Here is a 21121-nt window from a genome sequence, read left to right as displayed (position 1 = left end):
TAAGCAGTTGGCCTTCACGCTTCGATTTAACTTAACGCTAGAGCTAGTGCGCTCTAATAAATGCGGGCTATTATTATCGTTAGAGCGCATTTCGCTGGTGTAAAATATGGGCTGATAAACAGCGATAGAGTGATTTGGGATTGGTGAAGAACTCATCAATTTTCATGGCGCGCTTTTGCGGGAAATGGTGGGCTGGTGGTATTTTATGCGGAAAATGCCATTATTGAGAATAAATTGTGATGTAATTCAATTTTTTCTGGCTTTTTTTATGCATTTAAGGAATAATCCGCCTCCCTTAGTCGTCCCTAATGGCTTATCGCGGTTGTGTACTGTGCTAATTCCTATCTGAATGGATTTAGTATCTGGATAATTCAGTATCGAATTGGAAGAGCATATGGGACTGTTTTTTTGTTTAATTAAGTAGGATCCCAATGCAAGATTCTGTTATTCAATTCAGTGATTTATCTCTGAATGATTCTATCCTTTCTGCTCTAGACGGAATGGGTTTCGTGTCACCAACCCCAATTCAGGCTGCGGCAATCCCACACCTGTTGGAAGGTGTTGACGCGCTGGGCAAGGCACAAACGGGTACAGGTAAAACGGCAGCATTCTCTCTGCCTCTTCTCAACAAACTAGATCTAAACCAACGTAAACCACAAGCAATCGTACTTGCTCCGACTCGTGAGCTAGCGATTCAGGTTGCAGCGGAAATGAAAAACCTTGGTAAAAACATCAAGGGCTTGAAAGTTCTAGAAATCTACGGTGGTGCTTCTATCGTTGATCAAATGCGTGCACTTAAGAATGGTGCGCACGTTGTTGTTGGTACTCCTGGCCGTGTTCAAGACCTTATCAACCGTGAACGTCTACATCTAGACGAAGTTAATACTTTCGTACTTGATGAAGCGGACGAAATGCTAAACATGGGTTTCGTAGACGACGTAACTGCAATCATGGAGCACGCTCCTGAATCAGCACAACGCGTTCTGTTCTCTGCGACTATGCCTCCAATGCTGAAAAAGATTGTTGAGCGCTTCCTTCGTGACCCTGTAACGGTAGACGTTGCTGGTAAGAACCACACTGTAGACAAAGTTCAACAGCAGTTCTGGGTAGTGAAGGGTGTAGAGAAAGATGAAGCGATGTCTCGTCTTCTTGAAACTGAAGAAACGGATGCGTCAATCGTATTCGTACGTACTCGTCAAGATACTGAGCGTCTAGCTGACTGGCTTTCAGCTCGTGGCTTTAAAGCTGCAGCACTACACGGTGATATCCCTCAGTCTCTACGTGAGCGTACTGTTGATCACATCAAACAGGGTGTTATCGATATCCTTGTAGCGACTGACGTTGTTGCACGTGGTCTTGACGTTCCACGTATTACTCACGTATTTAACTACGACATCCCATTCGATGTAGAGTCATACATTCACCGTATCGGTCGTACAGGCCGTGCTGGACGTAAAGGTAAAGCGATCCTTCTTGTTCGCACTAACCAAATCCGCATGCTTCGTACTATCGAGCGTGTAACTAAGTCATCAATGGAAGAAATTCAACTTCCTCTACGTGACCAAGTTGCTGAAGCTCGTCTAGCTCAGCTAGGTGCAGAACTAGAAGCTGAGAAAGAGCACAAATCACTAGATAAGTTTGCTGAGTTGGTTGAGAAACTACAAACTTCTCTAGAAATCGACCCAGCAATGCTTGCTGCGATGCTTCTTAAGCGTCAACAAGGCAAACGCCCACTGTTCTACATCGGTGAAGACCCAATGGTAGAAGCAATTGAGCGTGATAAGCAGCGTCGTAAAGAGCGCCGTGAAGGTGGTCGTGAAGGTGGCCGCAGCTTCAACAACCAAGATTGGGATACTTACCAGCTACAAGTTGGCCGTGAGCAAGGTGTTCAAGTTAAAGACATCGTTGGTGCTCTGGCAAATGAACTTGGTCTAGGTAAAGGTTCTATCGGTGCTATCAAGCTAGCGCAAGGTCATACTTTCGTTCAGCTACCAAAAGCAATGACTTCTGAAGCCGCGAACAAGTTGAGCAAACTACGTATCCGTCAACAAGATGTTGGTGCGGTAGTATGTGACTTCGATGATTTCCGCGAGTCTCGTGGTGGTCGTCGTGACGGCGGACGTCGTGATGGTGGTGGTTACCGTGGTAACCGTGATGGTGGTGCTCGTCGCGAAGGTGGCCGTCGTGAAGGTGGTTTCCGTGGCAACCGCGAAGGTAGCCGTGATGGTAACCGCGAAGGTGCTGAGCGTCGTTTCGACCGTAACCGTGGTGGTGATCACCGTGGTAACTACCGTGGTGAACGTGGTCACGGCCGTGGCCGTCGCACTCCGGAAGCATAATCGAGCCAGGTTAATTAAATAACCTGAGTTAGAAAAAGCTGATTTCAAAAACCGAGCATGGTTAACATGCTCGGTTTTTTTATGCTGGTAGGAAACTGTCGCGTTTCTCGTCGTGCTCCGCTACCCAATTGATCACTTCGTCTAATGGGAGAGCAGGGCAGAATAAGTAACCTTGGATGATGTCACAGCCACGATGTCGTAAAAAATGCAGGGTATCCATATCTTGTACGCCTTCGGCAACTACCGAGTAACCAAGCCCGTGGGCAAGTGCGATTGTATTTTCAACAATGGAGCGCGTGCTTTCCGTTCGGTTCGCTGTAGATAAGAATGAGCGGTCGATCTTAATCTGATCCACCGGAAGATCTCTTAACAGTGAGAGTGAAGAATAACCCGTACCAAAATCATCGAGACTGATCTTGATGCCAAGTCCTTTTATTTCGTGTATCAGTGGGTTAAGTTCCTTCACTTTGTCAATCGCCATCGTCTCTGTTATCTCTAAACTTAGAAGGTGGGCAAATTCAGGAGAGTGTTCTATTAATTTTTTTAGGCGGGTAAGTAATACGTTTGAAGATAGGTCTTTGGCGGATAAGTTGACATGAATTGGAAGCTTGATGCCTCTTCGGATAAACGTTTTGAGATCTTTTTCAACTTGCCCCAGCACCCACATGGTTATGTTGTTGACCTGATTACTTCGCTCGGCAATTGGTATGAAATCGTTTGGCGAAATGTTATTACCTTGTCCATCTCGCCAACGAATAACTGCTTCAAAACCCACCACGACGCTAGTACGAGCATCAATCAATGGCTGGTAATACAAGCGAAACTCATCCTGATCTAACGCAAATTGAATACGTGATGAAATTTCCAGCTGATATTTAGCCCCAATATTCATATTGTCGTTATAAAATGCGAAAAGATTTCCGTTACTTTTCGCGTGATACATTGCAACGTCGGCATGTTTTATCAGCAATTCATTGGACTCTGCGTCCTGAGGGTAAGTGCTTATGCCAAACACGACAGCGGCAGATACTTGGAATTCGTCGAGGTGAAAGCGAGTGGAAAGTGCTTTATTGAGCCTCACGATAAGTTTCTTGCCATCCTCCTCGGTGGCAGATGCCGTGATTATCACAAACTCATCACCGCCGACGCGAAATATTTTGTCATTATCTTCAAGCGCATCTTGCAACCTTTGACCAATTTGAATCAGTAATTGGTCACCACAGAAGTGCCCCATCGCATCGTTGACTTGTTTGAAATTGACAACATCAAAGAGAATGACTGAAAAAGGCAGGCCGGATTGAATACGATCGTCAATTACCTCAAAACAGTATTTTCTATTTGGGAGACCAGTTAGCGCATCATGAAAGGCATTTTGTTTTTCGCGCTTTGCAAGGCTATGTAATTCGACGATGGAGTCATTACTGAATTTGATGACGAAGACGACAAAAACGCTTCCAGCAAATAGGAGTATAGATATACCAGTTTCGATGAGTGAGCCTGAGGGGTTTTGCGCAATGGTGTATAAGTACGTTGCATACGCAATGATAAAATAGCTGATCAGTACTAAAAGCCAGGTCCACCCAGAAACATCCGTTTTCGAGCGAATATTTTTTGTCATTTGCCATCCGAAGCAGAGCAACATTAAGCCTAAACTGACAAGTAAAAGCGTTATTTTCGGCACGATATTCCCCGATGTATTGTTATGTTTATTGTTTTTATTCGTCTAATAAATAAGTTAGCTCATAATTTAGTCAATAAACAAGACGGATGAATCACAATTCTCTTTTATGAGAAGATATTTTTTTTGCATCGAATAAAATCAGAAAGTGTCCTAGATCAATAAAAAATGTGCAATCAGACCATTAATTTTAAAAGATAGTTGAAAGATTAAAAAATTATTGAATAATAGAAAGCATATAAGTCGTAAGCTGCGTGAAAGCGCAATGACAACCTCTGCTCCACAACAGGATAACTATTTCATGTCTAATTCGTTTGTACTAGTGATCAACTCAGGAAGCTCATCACTAAAGTTCGCGGTCATCGATTCAAATTCAGGTGACGCGGTACTGAGTGGTTTGGGCGAATGCTTTGGTCTTCCAGAATCTCGTATGAGCTGGAAATTCAACGGTGAAAAAAAGGAAGTTTCTATCGAAGGTGACGATAGCCATCATAAAATCGCTATCGGAAAACTAGTAGGGTTAACCGACGAATTAGGTTTAGCTAAAGACATCGTGGCTGTAGGACATCGTATCGTTCATGGCGGTGAAAAGTTCACTACAACGGTTCGCATTACCGATGAAGTGACACAAGAAATCGAACAGCTTGCCGATCTCGCTCCACTACATAACCCAGCAGGTGCTATCGGCATTCGTGCTGCGATTGAAGCGTTTCCGACTCTTCCTCAATTTGCGGTATTCGACACGGCCTTCCACCAAACGATGCCTCAAAAAGCGTTTACTGGCGCTATTTCCCACGAGCTGTACGAGCAGTACGGTATCCGTCGTTACGGCTTCCACGGTACAAGCCATTACTTTGTAAGTCGTGAAGCTGCAAAAATGCTAAACAAGCCAGTGGAGCAATCTAGCTTCATCACGGTACACCTTGGTAACGGCGCGTCAGTATGTGCGATCAAAGATGGTCAATCAGTTGATACTTCGATGGGCTTTACTCCACTAGCTGGTTTGATGATGGGTACACGTTCTGGCGACCTAGACCCAGGCATCATTGAGTTCCTATTAAAGAAAGGTTGGACTCAGGAACAGGTATTCGAAACACTAAACAAGAAATCAGGTTTCTTGGGAGTGTCTGGCGTTACTTCCGATGCACGAGGTATTCTGCAAGCGATGGAAGAAGGTCACGAAGGTGCGAAATTAGCGTTTGAAGTGTTTACCTACCGTGTTGCGAAATACATCGGTTCTTACCTGATCCCTCTTGATCGTCTAGATGCGGTTATCTTTACGGGTGGTATTGGCGAAAACTCTCTGGATATTCGTCGTGAAGTTCTGAAAAACCTTAGCTTGCTTGGTTTCGTGGAAGACGAGAAAGGCAACGAAGATGCCCGATTCGGTAATTCAGGTGAAATTGGTAAATCTGAACTGCTGGATGCGAAAGTATTGGTTATTCCAACCAACGAAGAGTGGGTTATCGCTCAACAGTCGGTTGAGCTATTGTAAAATAGCGCCATTTTAAATTTGCGTTTTCCCTTAAAGCCCTTTCCTATTTGGAAAGGGCTTTTTCATTTCTGCGGCCAACAAATAAGTGAATAGCACCCGATGGCACCTTTAAGGTATTTAACTCACATATTTATTGTGTGATTGCATTGTTTTGTGATGTATATGTGATGAATGTATAATTTCGTGGTTTGTTTGTAATCAACCTCAAACACTACTTAACGTCATTAAATTACTGAGCTTTTGACAATCAAAATCGGTCTTATAAGGGAAGTCATGTTTTTTAGTAAGTCGCTTCAAAAAGAAAATCAGCAATTAAAGCAAGAGCTCTACAGCCTTACCCAAGTGCAGCAAAGCCTTGATCAGGACATGTTACTGCTCTCCCTTAATACTGAAGGTAACGTTACGTCTGTTAACCAGAACTTTTTGCAACAGATGAATCTAACTGAGCAAGAGGTATTGGCAAAGCACATCACTGAACTCGTTCCAGTTAAAGCGAGAAATACAGAGCACTTTCAACGGATGAAGCAGTGCGTATTAACCCAAACCCTTTGGAATGGCGCTATGCAGGTTTCTAAAGGGGATAGTGAAGAAGCATGGTTGCGCTCAATGGTCCAACCTATTTTTGATTTCACGGGAAAAGTTACCCGCTTTGCTGTGTGCGCGTCAGAGTTGACTCGAACGATCAAAGCCTCTCGAGAGCAAGAAGATATGCTCAACGCATTGAATCGCTCTATGGCGGTCATTGAGTTTAGTTTGGATGGTGTCGTTCTCAAAGCGAATGATAATTTCCTCAAAACAATGGGTTATACGTCGGAACAAGTCACGGGTAAGCATCACCGAATGTTCTGTGATCAAGAAGAAGCGAACTCCCAGGCCTATCAGGAGTTTTGGCATAAACTGGCGAGTGGTCAGTTTGTCTCTGAGCGTTTTAAAAGGCTAAATCGCTATGGTGAATTCGTATGGTTGGAAGCGTCTTATAATCCAATCCATAACGATAGGGGAGAACTGTATAAGGTAGTGAAGTTTGCTACTGATATTACCGAACAAGTTCTTCAAGAGCAGTCGATGGCGCAAGCTGCTCATTTAGCGAGTGAAGTCTCCAAAGAGACCGGAACGCAGACAATTCAGGGCCAGCAAGTGATCGGTGCAACTGTTGAGAATATGCAGATGCTCTCAAAACAAATGGAACAAGCCAATGCCGCGATTGAGGAACTCAAAGGTCACTCAGCGAAAATTAGCGAGTTGGTAAGGAATATCAGCGGTATTGCCGATCAAACCAATCTGCTTGCGTTGAACGCTGCGATCGAGGCGGCTCGAGCAGGAGAGCATGGACGAGGTTTTGCGGTTGTTGCGGATGAAGTAAGGCAACTTTCACTTCGTACCAATACGACGACCGATGATATTGTCACGATGGTGAAAGAAAATCTTGAGCGCACCAATAACGCTGTCGAGTTGATTTCTCAATGCCAAAAAGATGCCCTGAATACCCTTGAATTGTCTGAGAAAGCAGGCAACGTCATGAATGATATTCAAGAGGGCGCAAGCCGTGTTGTTGAGGCGGTTGCTCAGTTCAATCGAACGCTCTAGTAACGCCTTACTATTCAAATATGAGTGATGTTTCCTCGCCAGACACGCAATGTGATCTGGCGCGGATTAACGCTTTTGAAATTGTTAGTTTCATGTATAGTAATTGTGTCTCGCAAACGTCAGCATGTTCCATTCTTTATTCATTCCTTGCCTGTATTTGTGACGCTTAAACAATAACTTTCATCGATTTTCTCGACGTCAAAAGCTCGTCTGTCGAACTCGTTACCGAGTATTTTTGTGGGTAATTATGCTTAACTCAGAACATAAAGCGACCATCATTCTTATTGCAACTACCATGATTGCGGCACTTGGCTGGATTTTCTCTAAAGAGACCATACAAGGCTTACCTCCTTTTGGCTTTATTGGTTCACGATTTACTATCGCAGCGCTTTGTTTACTGCCTCTGTGTTACCGACCTCTTTTATCCGCGAAGATGAGTGATGTGTTGTCAGCAAGTGGCGTCGGCTTACTGTTGGGTAGTGCGGTCATGACGTGGATCTACGCGATTTCAATCAGTGATACGTTAGGCGAGGGCGCATTCATCATGAGCCTGTCTATGTTGTTTGTTCCTATTGTCGCTTGGATTATGTTCCGTCAACGACCACAACGGATATTTTGGATTTCACTGCCAATTGCAGTAATAGGTTTGGCGTGTCTGTCTCTGGCCGACGGATGGAAGCAGTCTGCCAGTCAGCTTTGGTTTCTTGGCGCGGCGCTTTTGTTGGCATTACACTTTAATGTAAACAGTAAGTTCTCGCAGAAGTTACCTGTATTATTGCTGACTTGTTTGCAGTTATTCTCTGCGGGCTGTCTTGGCTTAGTGGTCTCCTATTTTATGGAGACACTTCCTGGCGAAGTTGATGCATCAATTTGGTGGTGGTTTGCACTCAGTACCTTGCTTGCGACCAGTTTACGCTACGTGATGCAAACAATGGGACAGAAGTTTGTGCAAGCGGGCAATGCTGCATTGATTATGATTTTGGAGCCGGTATGGACAGTAGTATTGAGTATTCTTTGGTATGGCGAAGTACTGACGACCAACAAACTCATTGGCTGTATGCTCATTCTGTTTTCTTTGGTTATCTATCGAACCGGCGGCAGGTTTCGCTTCCCAAAACGTCTTTAACTTTGGCTTAGCTCATTCGCGGCGAGGGTAATGGCTCATGGCTGATATCGACCATCAAGAAACGTTAGACTTTTTAGATAAGGCGAGGGTTTGTCTGTATCGAACGGGTATCAGCCTATTCGCTGTTTCACTTGTCGGCTTTTCTTTACTTGTTTGGTTCAGCGACCTAGCTAGCCACTACCACAATGTCTTGGTCTTTATTGGAATCGCAGCCGCGTTTTCAGCCGCTAATATTCATGTTTACAGTAAGAGGGTTCGGTTAGCCATCAGCTGGTCTAGCTGGATTGGTTTAGTACTCATGTTCAGTGATTATGACCTGAGCCGAGTATGGCTGTCGCTAGGGTTTGTTTTTGTTACGTTCTCAGGCATTGCGCTCAAAGAGTCGTTTTGCTTCAAAGTGCCCGGATTAAAACTCGTCCCTATACTCCTTTTCGTGGCTACCTTCTCACTCTGCTTTAACAATTTGGTTATTGCCTCTGGCGGAATATTTTTAGCGGGTATCATCATGGGCTACTTATCGATTGCTAAATGGCGAATGCCACTGCATTTTGATATCGGTAATAAAGCCAAATATGAAGTGTAGCGAGAAGAGCAACCAGCGATGACGAGTCATTATTGATAGCGATGACGCAACGCGAGTGACACTTTAGATGTCGGCTGACGATGTAACTCTTCACTAATCATCCAGCCTGCCTTTGCTAACAGCTCTAAATCTACACCTGTTTCAATTCCCAGCCCTCGGCAAAGGTATAGAACATCTTCGGTGGCCACATTCCCTGACGCACCGTGCGCGTAAGGACAGCCACCCAGACCCGCAACACTGCTATCAACGGTTTCAATGCCCATCATGAATGCCTGATAAATATTGGCAAGTGCTTGGCCCCAGGTATCGTGAAAGTGAACGGCTAATTTCTGGCTCGGTATATTCTTTAAAACAGATTGCAGCATTGCTTCCACACGATTTGGTGTGCCAGTGCCTATTGTGTCTCCGAGCGATACTTCATAGCAGCCCATATCAATCAGATTGGTAGCAACATTCCTCACTTGCTTGGCGGCTGTCGCTCCGTCATAAGGGCAGTCGATGACGCATGACAAATAACCACGCACCGGAATGTTATGTTTAGCAGCTTGTTCCATCACCGATTCGAATCGAGACAGACTTTCTGCGATAGAGCAGTTAATGTTGTGCTCGCAGAATCCTTCCGAGCACGAGGTGAAAATGGCAATTTGATTTGCTCCAGCTTCTAGCGCTTGCTCAAAACCTCTCACGTTAGGCACAAGTGCAGAGTAAGTAATGTCGCTGCGTCGAGAGATAGCCTGCATCACCGCTTTAGAGTCGGCCATCTGTGGCACCCATTTGGGTGAAACGAAAGAACCAGCTTCGATATGAGTTAAGCCTGTGTCCGACAACAAGTTGATCAGTCTGACTTTGGTGCTTGTCGAGACAGGTGACTCGTTTTGCAGCCCATCTCGTGCGCCCACTTCGACTATCTTTACCTTTGAAGGGAGTGTCATGTTTCCTCCGAATCCGCTTTATTTATCCAGCGCGGAAGACGTTTTTCGAGAAACGCTTGTAAGCCATCTTGCCCCTGCGGCGACACGCGGATATCGGCAATTAATCTGCTCGTGTACTGGATTAGATGAGAGTCAATCGGGTTTTGATGACATTGGTGGCACAGGGTTTTTGCCTGACGCATCGCATCAGGGCTATTTACCAGCAGCGTCTCAATCAATTCATTCAGAGTGTTGTCAATGTCGCTCTCTTCCCTGACTTCATGAACTATCCCAAATTGTTCTGCGTCATCTGAAGATATCACTTCACCACTTAATATGAAGCGGCGAGCCTGTCGATTTCCCATTGCCCGCATGACATAGGGAGCGATCGTCGCTGGAACGAGTCCCAGCTTTACTTCACTTAAACAAAAATTGGCGCTTTTGCTCGCGATAGCTATGTCGCTACAACAAATTAAACCCAAAGCGCCGCCAAATGCAGACCCTTGGACAACGGCGATGGTTGGTTGTGGGAATGTGTCCAGAGTTTCCATTAAACGGGCGAGGTTTTGCGCATCAATGATGTTCTCCTTACGTGTACTGTTGGCCATGGATTTCATCCAATTTAAATCAGCACCAGAAGAAAAATGCTCCCCGTTACTCCGTAGAACCAGACACCGAACGTCGTTTCTCAACGCCAGATAATCGAGCCTGTGTATTAGCAAATCGATCATACAGGCGTCGAACGCGTTGTGTTTCTTTGTCCTGTTAAGCGTGATGGTTGCGACGCCATATCGGTCAACTTGCCAAAGCACATCATCTTGCCTTTTCGCGTTTGGAATAATGCTCGGTTGAAGTTCGTGCATATATGTGTCCTTTCGATCTTTTCCAAATTTACGTTCTGTTTTTCTCATTCTGCTTTTTTACATACGAAAAACACCAAACTCACTGTCTTGAATCGGCGCGTTGAGTGCGGCATTGAGCGCTTGTGCCAAGACTTGGCGCGTGTTTTTTGGGTCAATAATCCCGTCATCCCACAACCTTGCGCTGGCGTAATACGGATGTCCCTGTGTCTCATATAAGTCTATGATCGATTCTCGAAATGTGTGCTCTTCTTGTTCTGACCAGTTTTCACCCCGGCGTTCTTTTATGTCTTTACGAACCTGAGTTAGCACGCCAGCGGCTTGTTCACCGCCCATTACAGAAATACGTGCATTTGGCCACATCCACATCATCGTCGGATCATAAGCTCTGCCGCACATGCCGTAATTCCCTGCGCCGTAAGAGCCCCCAATGATGATGGTAAACTTGGGCACTTCGGCACAAGCCACCGCCATCACCAGCTTAGCTCCGTGTTTGGCGATGCCTTCTTCCTCTACCTTTTTGCCGACCATAAAACCGGTGATGTTTTGTAAAAAGAGTAGGGGCGTTTTGCGTTTGGCGCACAGCTCAATAAAGTGCGCGCCTTTTTGTGAAGAGTCAGAAAATAGAATGCCGTTGTTGGCGACAATACCGATCAAATGCCCCTCTATTCGTGCAAATCCACAAACCAGAGTTTTGCCATACAGCGCCTTAAACTCGTCAAAGTCAGAATCATCGACAATGCGGGCAATGACTTCTCTTACGTCAAAGGACAAACGAAGGTTAGCATTGACGATGCCGTACAATTCTTCTGCGTTGTAACGGGGCGGTAAGATAGAGTGCTCGGTTTTTCGTACTTTGGGTTGATTGGCGTTGGCAATCGCCTCGCGTGCGAGCATCAACGCATGTTCATCGTTCTCTGCGTAGTAATCCGCCACTCCTGATTTTCGGCAGTGGACATCAGCGCCACCGAGCTCTTCCCCTGTGACGACTTCCCCAGTTGCGGCTTTTACCAACGGTGGTCCGGCGAGAAATATCGTGCCTTGCTCTTTAACCATGATGGATACGTCTGCCATGGCGGGTACGTATGCGCCACCTGCGGTACACAGTCCCATCACCACGGCGATTTGAGGTATGCCTTTGGCTGACATTTTTGCTTGGTTAAAGAAAATCCGTCCGAAGTGGTCTCTATCAGGAAAGACTTCAGCCTGATGAGGGAGGTTGGCACCGCCAGAATCGACTAAGTACACGCAGGGAAGCCGGCAGCGTTGAGCGATTTCTTGTGCTCGCAGATGCTTTTTTACCGTCAGAGGGTAGTAGGTGCCACCTTTTACCGAAGGATCGTTAGCGACCACCATGCATTGGACGCCATTGATCGTTCCAATACCAGCGACGACACCCGCGCAGGGAATGGGCTCGTCGTACACTTCCCAAGCGGCAAACTGGCCGATTTCAAGAAAATCACTCTCATCGTCGAGTAGTCTGGTTATACGCGATCGTACGGGGAGCTTTCCTTTGTTTTGTTGATGCAATATCGCTTTTTTACCACCACCTTGCTTGATGATTTCGGTATCCGCGTGCAGCTTGTCCACCAACTTTTCCATTGCGGCTTTGTTTGAAAGAAACAGCTCTTCAGTTGGCTTGGTTCTACTTTTTATGATGGCCATAGAGACTTCCTTTTCAACGCTTGGATTAACGTGATTCCTCGAACAGCTCTCGTCCTATTAACATTCGCCGAATTTCCGAGGTACCCGCTCCGATCTCATACAGTTTGGCATCGCGTAGCAGCCGTCCGGTTGCGTATTCATTAACGTAGCCATTACCGCCAAGCAGCTGGATGGCATCAAGTGAAATTTGCGTCGCGAGCTCAGCGCTGTATAAGATGACGCCTGCTGCGTCTTTACGGGTACATTCACCGCGGTCACAGGCCGACGCGACGGTGTAAACATAGGCTTTAGCAGCACACATGCGCGAGTACATGTCGGCAAGCTTGCCCTGAACCAACTGGAACTCACCGATGGATTTGCCGAACTGTTTACGCTCGTGCACGTAGGGCACCACGATATCCATACAAGCTTGCATGATCCCTAACGGCCCGCCAGCAAGGACCACACGCTCGTAATCAAGGCCACTCATCAGGACTTCGACACCTCGGTTTATTTCGCCGAGAACGTTTTTCTTAGGTACCACACAATCGGTAAAAACAAGTTCGCAAGTGTTGGAGCCGCGCATTCCCAACTTATCAAGCTTCTGTGCGTCGCCGAATCCTTCAAACGTTCGCTCGATAATAAATGCGGTGATTCCTCTCGAACCTGCACCAGGGTCGGTTTTCGCGTAGACCACCAAGACGTCGGCATCTGGTCCATTCGTCACCCACATTTTATTGCCGTTAAGCAAAAAATGGTCACCTTTGTCTTCTGCTTTGAGCTGCATACTGACCACATCCGAACCGGAGTTTGGTTCACTCATTGCGAGTGCACCGATATGCGAACCATCAATTAGATTAGGTAGATATTTTTTGTGTTGATCTGCGGTGCCATTGCGGAAAATTTGATTAACGCAAAGGTTGGAATGTGCGCCATAACTCAGTCCCACGGAGGCCGATGCGCGACTGACTTCTTCCATGGCGATCACATGGGCAAGATAGCCCATTTCTGCTCCACCATATTGTTCGTCTACCGTTACGCCGAGTAATCCCATCTCGCCAAACAGCGGCCATAAATAGTCGGGGAATTGGTTATTATGATCGATATGGGCAGCGATCGGAGCGATGTGTTCGCTAGCAAAGGCATTCACATGATCCCGGAGCATATCAATGGTTTCACCGAGACCAAAATTGAGTGGGGTGTAAGCGGATTTCATAACATTTCCCCTGTAGCAGGATTAAAGTCAGGGATGCGTGGATATTTTATTGTGTTTCTGTAACGTCTGTAAGCAGCGTTCTTTCGCGGCGTTTAACTCGCCCATCACAACTCCGATGTCATTCATCTGTTGTTGGAGTAACGCTTGTTTTTCTTCAATAATATTGAGCATTTTCAGGAGTTGCTCATCGGTTTGTTGAAGATCATAGAGTTCAAAAAGTTCACGAATTTCGGCGAGTGAAAAGCCTAGCCGCTTACCTCTTAATATCAACTTGAGACGGATTTTGTCTCTGCGCTGGTAAACACGCATATTGCCTTTACGCTCTGGCTCTATCAGGCCGACATCTTCATAAAACCGGATGCTTCGAGTCGTAATATCGAACTCTTTTGCTAGCTCACTAATTTTATATTTTTCCATCACACACTTACCTCAAATTACTTACCTCGAATAAAAACTAGCTTCTCGAAGTCGGACCCTGTGGTGAAAGGTCGGAGGAAATTTATTCTTTTATCAACTTGTTTCTTTACCTCACTGTAAAGGCTAGTGCTATGCTTACGTAAACGTCAAGAAATCACAGTGCGAAAGATTCATCGTTTGATTTGAAACTTAAGCGGGTATGAAAGTTTTTGATAGCGAGTGTGATGGGTAAGTTCGTATGCTGTGATACATCGTAAAGGGTGTGGAATCATGGGAAATGACATCTGGATTGTCAGTGCGAAAAGAACACCAATCGGGCGCTTTCAGGGGCAACTGCAAACATTTTCTGCTCCATCATTAGGGGCAATCGCAATAAAAAGTGCGCTCCAGCAAGCGGAACTCACAGCCGTCGATGAAGTGTTTATGGGCTGCGTGTTACCAGCAGGTTGCGGTCAGGCACCTGCCCGGCAAGCGGCTCTCGAAGCCGAATTACCAATTTCTACTGGCTGCACCACCATCAACAAGGTGTGCGGTTCCGGCATGAAGAGCGTGATGTTCGCGCACGACCTGATTAAAGCAGGCACCATCCGTACGGCGGTCGCTGGTGGCATGGAAAGTATGACTAATGCGCCTTACCTGATGAAAGAGGCGAGAAGTGGCATGAGAATGGGGCATCAGTCCGTTTATGATCATATGTTTCTCGACGGATTAGAGGACGCCTACGAAGGGCTTTTGATGGGCGTGTACGCTCAGCAAATCGCCGACAGACTCCACTTCAGCCGTGAAAAAATGGACGAGTGGGCAGCCATGTCAGCCACGCGGGCTTTAGATGCGCAAGAACAAGGCTTGTTTGAAGAGGAAATCTCCCCGATAGACATTCGAACTAAATCGACTTCTGCTCTTCTGGATTACGACGAACATCCGCGTTCGATTAACTTCGAAAAAATTGCCCAGCTGAAACCAGCCTTTGATATCCATGGTTCTGTGACAGCTGCTAATTCGAGTGCAATTTCAGATGGTGCCGCAGCACTCGTCTTGATGGATGAAGAAACCGCGCAGCACCATCATCTCTCACCACTGGCCATTATAAGAGGCCACACCACACACGCCAGAGAACCTGCAGAATTTACGCTCGCCCCAGTTTATGCGATCGAGCAATTGTTATCAGAGCTCGATTGGACGATAGATGAAATTGATCTTTGGGAGATCAATGAAGCGTTTGCGGTTGTCACGCAAATCGCGATCGCTGAACTGGGGCTCGACCCTGACAAAGTCAACATTAAAGGCGGGGCGTGTGCACTTGGCCATCCTATTGGTGCCAGCGGTGCACGAATACTAGTGACGTTGACCCACAGTTTGCGTCAGCTACAGGCGTTAGGTTTGGATGGCGATCCAAGCAATAAGAAAGTTATGCGAGGGATTGCGGCGATTTGTATCGGTGGTGGAGAAGCAACCGCGATTGGTATCGAGGTACCACTTTAATTCCAGCAATATCAGTAAAGGAGTAGTCAATGATGACTCGTTTGGTCCCCTCATTTATTGGTGGTGAGTTTCGTGAATCTCAAACAGCAGATTGGATAGAAGTCACCAACCCTGCCACAAACGATGTGATTGCGTACGTTCCGTGCTCAACGAATGACGAGTTGCATGCTGCGATCGATAGTGCCAAGGCGACATTCCAAACCTGGAAAGAGGTGGCAGTCTCCGAGCGCGCGCGACTCATGCTTCGTTATCAACATTTGTTAAAAGAGCATCACGAAGAAATCGCGGTATTGCTTTCTCATGAAACGGGCAAGATTTTAGCCGATGCCAAAGGAGACGTTTGGCGCGGAATTGAAGTGGTTGAACAAGCAGCGAATATTGCCAGTAATTTGATGGGTGAAACGGTAGAAAACGTCGCGACTGATATCGACAGTTACTCGCTGATTCAACCTTTGGGCGTGTGTTGCGGGATCACCCCGTTTAACTTTCCTGCCATGATCCCGTTATGGATGTTTCCAGTTGCGATTGCCAGCGGTAACACATTCGTTCTCAAGCCTTCAGAGCAGGTGCCTTTAACGTCAATTCGTCTTGCTGAACTGTTTGAAGAAGCGGGCGCTCCAAAGGGGGTATTGCAGATCGTTCACGGACGTAAAGAGCAAGTGGATTTTCTACTCACGCATAACGATATTCGCGCGATCTCTTTTGTCGGTTCCGTTCCGGTGGCGCAAGATATTTATACGACAGGGACAAAACACTTTAAGCGAGTGCAGGCGTTTGCAGGTGCTAAAAACCACATGGTGATCATGCCAGATGCGAACAAAGATCAAGTGGTGAGTAATTTAGTCGGCTCTTCAGTGGGGGCAGCGGGTCAGCGTTGTATGGCAATCTCAGTGGCGGTGTTTGTTGGTGACTCAAAAGAGTGGATAGACGACATTAAACGGGAGATGGAAAACGTACACCCGGGGGCGTGGGATGATGAAGATGCCGCATATGGTCCGCTCATTAGCGAGCAGGCTAAACAGCGTGTATTAGGTTTGATTGAGTTGGGCAAACAACAAGGCGCAGAGTGTGTGCTTGATGGCAGCCAATGCGAAGTAGAAGGGTTTCCTGACGGCAACTGGGTCGGGCCGACATTGTTCCGGGGAGTGACGACAGACATGTCGGTGTACACGCAGGAGATCTTTGGCCCTGTTTTAGTTTGCATGGAAGTGGATACGCTGCAAGAAGCCATTGAGTTGGTTAATCGAAACCCGTATGGCAACGGTACTTCAATTTTCACAGCGAATGGCGCGGCGGCACGAAAGTATCAGCACGAAATTATGGTGGGACAAGTTGGCATTAATGTACCGATTCCTGTGCCTTTGCCATTTTTCTCCTTCACGGGTTGGCGTGGCAGTTTTTATGGCGACCTTCATGCTTATGGTAAGCAGGCTGTCCGATTCTACACCGAAACCAAAACCGTCACGTCGCGTTGGTTTGATGATGATATTCCGAGCGGGCCAAACCTCACGATCCACCTGCGCTAAACCGATAGCAAGGAGCTTTTATGGACTTTGAACTCAACGAAGATCAACGTGCATTTTCCGATATAGCGCAGCAGTTTGCCGCTGAGCGTTTGGCTCCCATGGCTGCGGAATGGGATGAAAAACAGATCTTCCCGAAAGAGGTGTTGAGAGAAGCGGGCGAGTTAGGCTTTTTGAGCCTTTACACACCGGAAGAGCAAGGCGGATTGGGCCTGAGCCGTTTAGACTCGTCGATCATTTTTGAACAATTATCCATGGGCTGTACTTCGACAACGGCGTTTATGACTATCCACAATATGGTGAGTTGGATGATAGCTAGTTTTGCCAGTGACGTGGTTAAAGCGCAGTTTTGTCCCAAATTAGTAACGGGGGACTGGCTAGGATCTTATTGTTTAACAGAGCCAAATGCGGGGTCTGATGCGGCTTCACTGACCACTTCCGCCACGAAAAAAGGCGATCAATACATTCTTAATGGCAGCAAAACATTTATTTCAGGAGCCGGCGATACTGATGTGTTGATCGTTATGGCCCGAACCGGAGAGCAAGGAGCGAAAGGTGTTTCCGCTTTTGTGGTTGAGGCAAATGCGAAAGGCATCAGCTATGGGCGTAAAGAGCCGAAAATGGGGTGGAACAGTCAACCGACTCGTGCCGTCACATTCGAAAATGTCACCGTTCCAGCCACTCATTTATTGGGTGAAGAAGGACAAGGCTTCGTCTTTGCGATGAAAGGGTTAGACGGCGGGCGAATTAATATCGCAACCTGCTCTGTCGGGACGGCGCAACAGGCTCTTAACCACGCAACTCAATATATGCAGGAACGTAAGCAGTTCGGCAAAACGTTAGCGCAATTTCAGGCGTTGCAGTTTAAATTAGCGGACATGGCAACAGAGCTGGTTGCAGCAAGACAACTGGTTCGTTACGCCGCAAGTAAACTCGATAACGGTGACCCAAACGCAACCACCTATTGTGCCATGGCAAAACGTTTTGCAACGGATGTCGGGTTTCAAGTCTGTGACCAAGCCTTACAGCTTTACGGTGGTTATGGCTACATCAAAGAATACCCGATGGAACGTTATTTCCGCGACGTTCGTGTGCATCAGATCCTTGAAGGCACCAACGAGATCATGCGTTTGATCATCGCACGCCGTTTGTTGTCGGCAGAATCATCATTACTGTAAATCTGCATTCGAACAATTTCATCAGGAAAGGATTCGAACTATGTCATCACCTCAAGGCGCTATTCAACACACTATTAATGATCATATCGCTGTGATTACGATGAACAACCCGCCTGCAAATACCTGGACGGCGGACAGTCTCAACGCGTTAAAAACCCTCGTCCTTGAGCTGAACCAAAATAAAGACGTGTATGCGCTCGTCATAACAGGGTATGGAGAGAAGTTCTTTTCAGCAGGCGCAGACCTCAAACTTTTTGCTGACGGAGACAAAGCGGTGGCACTCGGTATGGCTCGAGCGTTTGGGGAAGCGTTTGAAACTCTCGCCGATTTTCGTGGGGTTTCCATTGCCGCAATAAACGGCTATGCCATGGGCGGAGGGTTAGAAGTCGCGTTGGCGTGTGATCTCCGAGTAGTGGAAGAACAAGCGGTGCTGGCATTACCAGAAGCAAAAGTGGGTCTGCTGCCATGTGCAGGTGGAACGCAGAACCTAACGGCTTTAGTTGGTGAAGGCTGGGCTAAGCGTATGATTCTTTGTGGTGAACAACTCAGCGCAACTCAAGCAAACGAACTAGGCTTAGCAGAGGAGCTTGTGCCAAAAGGCGAAGCACTAACCAAAGCGATGGCGTTGGCATTGTCGGTGGCAAATCAGTCGCCATCCTCTGTGGCGGCATGCAAATTACTGATTCAAAACATGCGCTCAGCACCATTAAAGCATGGACTTATCAAAGAGCGAGAGCTGTTTCTTAACCTCTTTGATACCGAGGATCAAACGGAAGGTGTACGAGCCTTTCTTGAGAAACGCGAGCCTAAATGGAAAAACCAATAGGAGGCCAAATGGCAGGAAAGGTAACGATCACTGAATTGGAGTGTGCAGACGCTATTCATCGAATTGGCGTTGCGACTTTAGACAATGTCTCATCATTAAATGCGCTTACTTACGACATGTTAGTTCAACTCCATGATCAGTTGCTGAAATGGAAAGATGACCCCCATTTGGTGTGTGTGGTTCTTAGCGGTGCCGGAGAAAAAGCATTTTGTGCGGGTGGTGATGTCAGGGCTATTTATCATGTCATGCATGACGAAGGGAAAGACTCCACTGCCGAGTTTTGTACCCGCTACTTTACGTTGGAGTATGAGTGCGACTACCTCATCCATACCTATAACAAACCCGTTATTGCTTGGGGCGAAGGCATTGTGATGGGCGGAGGCATGGGGCTTTTTATGGGAGCAAGCCACAGAGTGGTCACACCTACATCGCGTCTTTCCATGCCGGAAATTAGTATCGGGCTTTACCCCGATGTGGGAGGGACTTGGTTCTTAAGTCAAATTGACCCTGAGGTTGGCTTATTTCTTGGATTGACCGGCGCGTTAGTAAACTCGAGTGACGCTGTCACAATTGGCTTTGCGGATTGGCTGTTATTAGAAGAGCATTATCCAACTTTATTGCAAGAGCTTCAGAGCTTACCGTGGTGGAGCAATAACGCGAAAGAATTGGTGAATGCGCTGTTAGCTCTGATGGAAGAAAGTGTCATCGACAGCAAACCAACCACACAAATTTGTCCATGTCTGGAGCAAATCAAGCAAGCATGCAAAGGTTTTGATCTCAACCTTATTGCCCAGCGAGTGATGGCCATGGATAACATTAATCCGTGGCTAGAAAATGCAAAACAAACATTCGCCGCTGGCAGTCCTATCACAGCGCATATTTGCTTCAGGCAAGTGAAAGAGTTTCATAGTTTACCACTGGCAGACTGCTTCCGATTGGAACTCACACTCTCTGTCCGTTGTGCTTTATTAGGTGAGTTTAAAGAAGGTGTGCGCGCCAGGCTGATTGATCGCGATGGCGAACCAAATTGGATGTTTAACAGTGTTACTGAAGTTGATGAGGATCTCGTTGATACGCTCTTTACCTCGTTGTGGGCAAAAGATGAACATCCTCTGGCAGAGTTAGGGTCTGTTGAGCGACTAAACGAAAGCTAAACAGACCGTACAAACGAAGGAGATTTATCATGAGTACCATTGCATTCATAGGTTTAGGCAATATGGGCAGCCCAATGGCGCAGAACCTGTTAGCGTCGGGGTTCAATGTACAAGTGTTTGATTTGGACACCGAAGCCGCCAGAAAGTTAGAACCATTTGGCGCTATCGTGGCGAGTTCTTTGCCGGAAGTGGTGGATGGCGCAGGTACGGTGATTACGATGTTACCTGCTGCATCACACGTGAGAAGTGTTTACCTTGGCGACTTACACGGTGGGGTCGGGGTACTGAACCTCGTGGCACCAAATACCTTGCTCATCGATTGTTCTACCATTGATCCAGATTCGTCACGATTGGTTGCGAATGAAGCGGGAAATAAGCAGCTATTGTTCGTGGATTCACCAGTATCAGGAGGGGTAACTGGAGCAAAAGCGGCGACTTTGACGTTTATCGTTGGGGGCTCAGATCAAGCTTTCTCAAAAGCCAACGCTATTTTGCAATACATGGGCAGAAATGTGTTCCATGCAGGTAAAGCCGGCGATGGTCAGATGGCTAAGATCTGCAATAACTTGATGCTCGGTATTTTAATGTCCGGAACGTGTGAAGCGCTCAATCTTGGCATAGATCATGGTCTCGATCCTAAGGTTCTCTCGAATATCATGCTGCAAAGCTCAGGACGCAACTGGGCATTAGAGCTCTACAACCCTTGTCCTGGTGTGATGGAAAGTGCGCCGGCAAGTCATCAATATCAACCGGGCTTTATGAGCAAATTAATGCTGAAAGATTTGGGCTTAGGGTTGGATGCCGCTCTACAAACGCATTCTTCTGTTCCTATGGGGTCGCTTGCTCGTAATTTGTATGCGTTCCATAACTCAAGCGGATATGGGGAGCTCGATTTCTCAAGTTTGTTTGAGTTCTATAAAAATCAAAAATAAGTGTAATTAATGAATGTGAGAGATTCATTTTCTCGCTCGTTCTTCGCGGTAGGGAATGACGATGTTCGATAACCGATTACTATTCATGTTACTCGTCATTCCGGCAAAGCCCTAACGGACATATTACCGATAAAGGCTTTTTGTGTTTGTGACATTGTCACGACGCTTCT

The 21121-nt window shown here is 46.6% G+C and carries 17 protein-coding genes; 11 read left to right on the top strand and 6 right to left on the bottom strand.

What is annotated here, in order from left to right; all coding sequences use genetic code 11:
- Positions 1–431: 431 nt before the first annotated feature.
- Entirely contained in the window at positions 432–2339 is a 1908-nt protein-coding gene (locus V1U08_RS02700; RefSeq protein ID WP_330469847.1) for a DEAD/DEAH box helicase, read from the top strand.
- 79 nt (positions 2340–2418) lie between these two features.
- Here V1U08_RS02700 and V1U08_RS02695 read toward each other — a convergent pair whose 3' ends face one another.
- Positions 2419–3957: a putative bifunctional diguanylate cyclase/phosphodiesterase gene (locus tag V1U08_RS02695; protein ID WP_014234483.1), complete on the bottom strand. Its 1539-nt coding sequence runs from the start codon at positions 3955–3957 to the stop codon at positions 2419–2421.
- Positions 3958–4318: 361 nt separating this feature from the next.
- Between V1U08_RS02695 and V1U08_RS02690 the strand changes: the two genes are divergently transcribed.
- From V1U08_RS02690 to V1U08_RS02675, 4 genes are all read left to right on the top strand, one after another.
- Positions 4319–5512 (top strand): acetate/propionate family kinase, encoded by a 1194-nt coding sequence (locus tag V1U08_RS02690; protein ID WP_020336024.1) that lies wholly within the window; start codon positions 4319–4321, stop codon positions 5510–5512.
- A 273-nt stretch (positions 5513–5785) separates the two neighbouring features.
- Positions 5786–7099: a methyl-accepting chemotaxis protein gene (locus V1U08_RS02685; protein WP_330469846.1), complete on the top strand. Its 1314-nt coding sequence runs from the start codon at positions 5786–5788 to the stop codon at positions 7097–7099.
- A gap of 247 nt (positions 7100–7346) precedes the next feature.
- Positions 7347–8225, top strand: a complete 879-nt coding sequence (locus V1U08_RS02680; RefSeq protein ID WP_065298482.1) for a DMT family transporter — start codon at positions 7347–7349, stop codon at positions 8223–8225.
- 37 nt (positions 8226–8262) lie between these two features.
- The gene (locus V1U08_RS02675; RefSeq protein ID WP_330469845.1) at positions 8263–8808 is read left to right on the top strand and encodes a DUF2301 domain-containing membrane protein; all 546 of its coding nucleotides are present in this window, start codon (positions 8263–8265) and stop codon (positions 8806–8808) included.
- A 29-nt stretch (positions 8809–8837) separates the two neighbouring features.
- Here V1U08_RS02675 and V1U08_RS02670 read toward each other — a convergent pair whose 3' ends face one another.
- From V1U08_RS02670 to V1U08_RS02650, 5 genes are read right to left on the bottom strand one after another with little or no spacing between them, the layout of a single operon-like run.
- Positions 8838–9740, bottom strand: a complete 903-nt coding sequence (locus V1U08_RS02670; RefSeq protein ID WP_330469844.1) for a hydroxymethylglutaryl-CoA lyase — start codon at positions 9738–9740, stop codon at positions 8838–8840.
- Positions 9737–10582, bottom strand: coding sequence for an enoyl-CoA hydratase-related protein (locus V1U08_RS02665; RefSeq protein WP_330469843.1), 846 nt, complete (start codon positions 10580–10582; stop codon positions 9737–9739). The genes V1U08_RS02670 and V1U08_RS02665 overlap by 4 nt, the downstream gene beginning before the upstream one ends.
- 57 nt (positions 10583–10639) lie before the next feature.
- Positions 10640–12244 (bottom strand): carboxyl transferase domain-containing protein, encoded by a 1605-nt coding sequence (locus V1U08_RS02660; RefSeq protein WP_065303707.1) that lies wholly within the window; start codon positions 12242–12244, stop codon positions 10640–10642.
- Between the two features lie 25 nt (positions 12245–12269).
- A complete protein-coding gene (locus V1U08_RS02655) occupies positions 12270–13439 on the bottom strand; it encodes an isovaleryl-CoA dehydrogenase (RefSeq protein ID WP_330469842.1) in 1170 nt (389 codons plus the stop codon).
- A 27-nt stretch (positions 13440–13466) separates the two neighbouring features.
- On the bottom strand, positions 13467–13856 hold the full coding sequence (locus tag V1U08_RS02650; protein WP_014234385.1) for a MerR family transcriptional regulator: 390 nt from the start codon (positions 13854–13856) through the stop codon (positions 13467–13469).
- Positions 13857–14126: 270 nt separating this feature from the next.
- Between V1U08_RS02650 and V1U08_RS02645 the strand changes: the two genes are divergently transcribed.
- From V1U08_RS02645 to mmsB, 6 genes are read left to right on the top strand one after another with little or no spacing between them, the layout of a single operon-like run.
- Positions 14127–15338 (top strand): thiolase family protein, encoded by a 1212-nt coding sequence (locus tag V1U08_RS02645; protein WP_330469841.1) that lies wholly within the window; start codon positions 14127–14129, stop codon positions 15336–15338.
- 32 nt (positions 15339–15370) lie between these two features.
- Complete coding sequence (locus V1U08_RS02640; protein WP_330470227.1) at positions 15371–16864, top strand: CoA-acylating methylmalonate-semialdehyde dehydrogenase; 1494 nt, start codon at positions 15371–15373, stop codon at positions 16862–16864.
- Positions 16865–16884: 20 nt separating this feature from the next.
- Positions 16885–18039, top strand: coding sequence for an acyl-CoA dehydrogenase family protein (locus V1U08_RS02635; RefSeq protein ID WP_330469840.1), 1155 nt, complete (start codon positions 16885–16887; stop codon positions 18037–18039).
- A gap of 40 nt (positions 18040–18079) precedes the next feature.
- On the top strand, positions 18080–18865 hold the full coding sequence (locus V1U08_RS02630) for an enoyl-CoA hydratase (RefSeq protein WP_330469839.1): 786 nt from the start codon (positions 18080–18082) through the stop codon (positions 18863–18865).
- An 8-nt stretch (positions 18866–18873) separates the two neighbouring features.
- On the top strand, positions 18874–20019 hold the full coding sequence (locus tag V1U08_RS02625) for an enoyl-CoA hydratase/isomerase family protein (protein ID WP_330469838.1): 1146 nt from the start codon (positions 18874–18876) through the stop codon (positions 20017–20019).
- Positions 20020–20048: 29 nt separating this feature from the next.
- Positions 20049–20951 (top strand): 3-hydroxyisobutyrate dehydrogenase, encoded by a 903-nt coding sequence (mmsB, locus tag V1U08_RS02620; RefSeq protein WP_014234379.1) that lies wholly within the window; start codon positions 20049–20051, stop codon positions 20949–20951.
- The last annotated feature ends 170 nt before the right edge of the window (positions 20952–21121 follow it).

This window comes from Vibrio sp. YYF0003 (assembly GCF_036350715.1).
GTDB lineage: Bacteria > Pseudomonadota > Gammaproteobacteria > Enterobacterales > Vibrionaceae > Vibrio > Vibrio natriegens.
Note: the sequence above shows the minus strand (reverse complement) of the source record. Positions and strands in the feature narration are given on the sequence as shown.

What these genes read in the sequence shown, in the direction of transcription:
- V1U08_RS02700 (WP_330469847.1), top strand. Translation starts at nt 432, where the DNA reads ATGCAAGATTCTGTTATTCAATTCAGTGATTTATCTCTGAATGATTCT.
- V1U08_RS02695 (WP_014234483.1), bottom strand. Translation starts at nt 3,957, where the DNA reads ATGACAAAAAATATTCGCTCGAAAACGGATGTTTCTGGGTGGACCTGG.
- V1U08_RS02690 (WP_020336024.1), top strand. Translation starts at nt 4,319, where the DNA reads ATGTCTAATTCGTTTGTACTAGTGATCAACTCAGGAAGCTCATCACTA.
- V1U08_RS02685 (WP_330469846.1), top strand. Translation starts at nt 5,786, where the DNA reads ATGTTTTTTAGTAAGTCGCTTCAAAAAGAAAATCAGCAATTAAAGCAA.
- V1U08_RS02680 (WP_065298482.1), top strand. Translation starts at nt 7,347, where the DNA reads ATGCTTAACTCAGAACATAAAGCGACCATCATTCTTATTGCAACTACC.
- V1U08_RS02675 (WP_330469845.1), top strand. Translation starts at nt 8,263, where the DNA reads ATGGCTGATATCGACCATCAAGAAACGTTAGACTTTTTAGATAAGGCG.
- V1U08_RS02670 (WP_330469844.1), bottom strand. Translation starts at nt 9,740, where the DNA reads ATGACACTCCCTTCAAAGGTAAAGATAGTCGAAGTGGGCGCACGAGAT.
- V1U08_RS02665 (WP_330469843.1), bottom strand. Translation starts at nt 10,582, where the DNA reads ATGCACGAACTTCAACCGAGCATTATTCCAAACGCGAAAAGGCAAGAT.
- V1U08_RS02660 (WP_065303707.1), bottom strand. Translation starts at nt 12,244, where the DNA reads ATGGCCATCATAAAAAGTAGAACCAAGCCAACTGAAGAGCTGTTTCTT.
- V1U08_RS02655 (WP_330469842.1), bottom strand. Translation starts at nt 13,439, where the DNA reads ATGAAATCCGCTTACACCCCACTCAATTTTGGTCTCGGTGAAACCATT.
- V1U08_RS02650 (WP_014234385.1), bottom strand. Translation starts at nt 13,856, where the DNA reads ATGGAAAAATATAAAATTAGTGAGCTAGCAAAAGAGTTCGATATTACG.
- V1U08_RS02645 (WP_330469841.1), top strand. Translation starts at nt 14,127, where the DNA reads ATGGGAAATGACATCTGGATTGTCAGTGCGAAAAGAACACCAATCGGG.
- V1U08_RS02640 (WP_330470227.1), top strand. Translation starts at nt 15,371, where the DNA reads ATGACTCGTTTGGTCCCCTCATTTATTGGTGGTGAGTTTCGTGAATCT.
- V1U08_RS02635 (WP_330469840.1), top strand. Translation starts at nt 16,885, where the DNA reads ATGGACTTTGAACTCAACGAAGATCAACGTGCATTTTCCGATATAGCG.
- V1U08_RS02630 (WP_330469839.1), top strand. Translation starts at nt 18,080, where the DNA reads ATGTCATCACCTCAAGGCGCTATTCAACACACTATTAATGATCATATC.
- V1U08_RS02625 (WP_330469838.1), top strand. Translation starts at nt 18,874, where the DNA reads ATGGCAGGAAAGGTAACGATCACTGAATTGGAGTGTGCAGACGCTATT.
- mmsB (WP_014234379.1), top strand. Translation starts at nt 20,049, where the DNA reads ATGAGTACCATTGCATTCATAGGTTTAGGCAATATGGGCAGCCCAATG.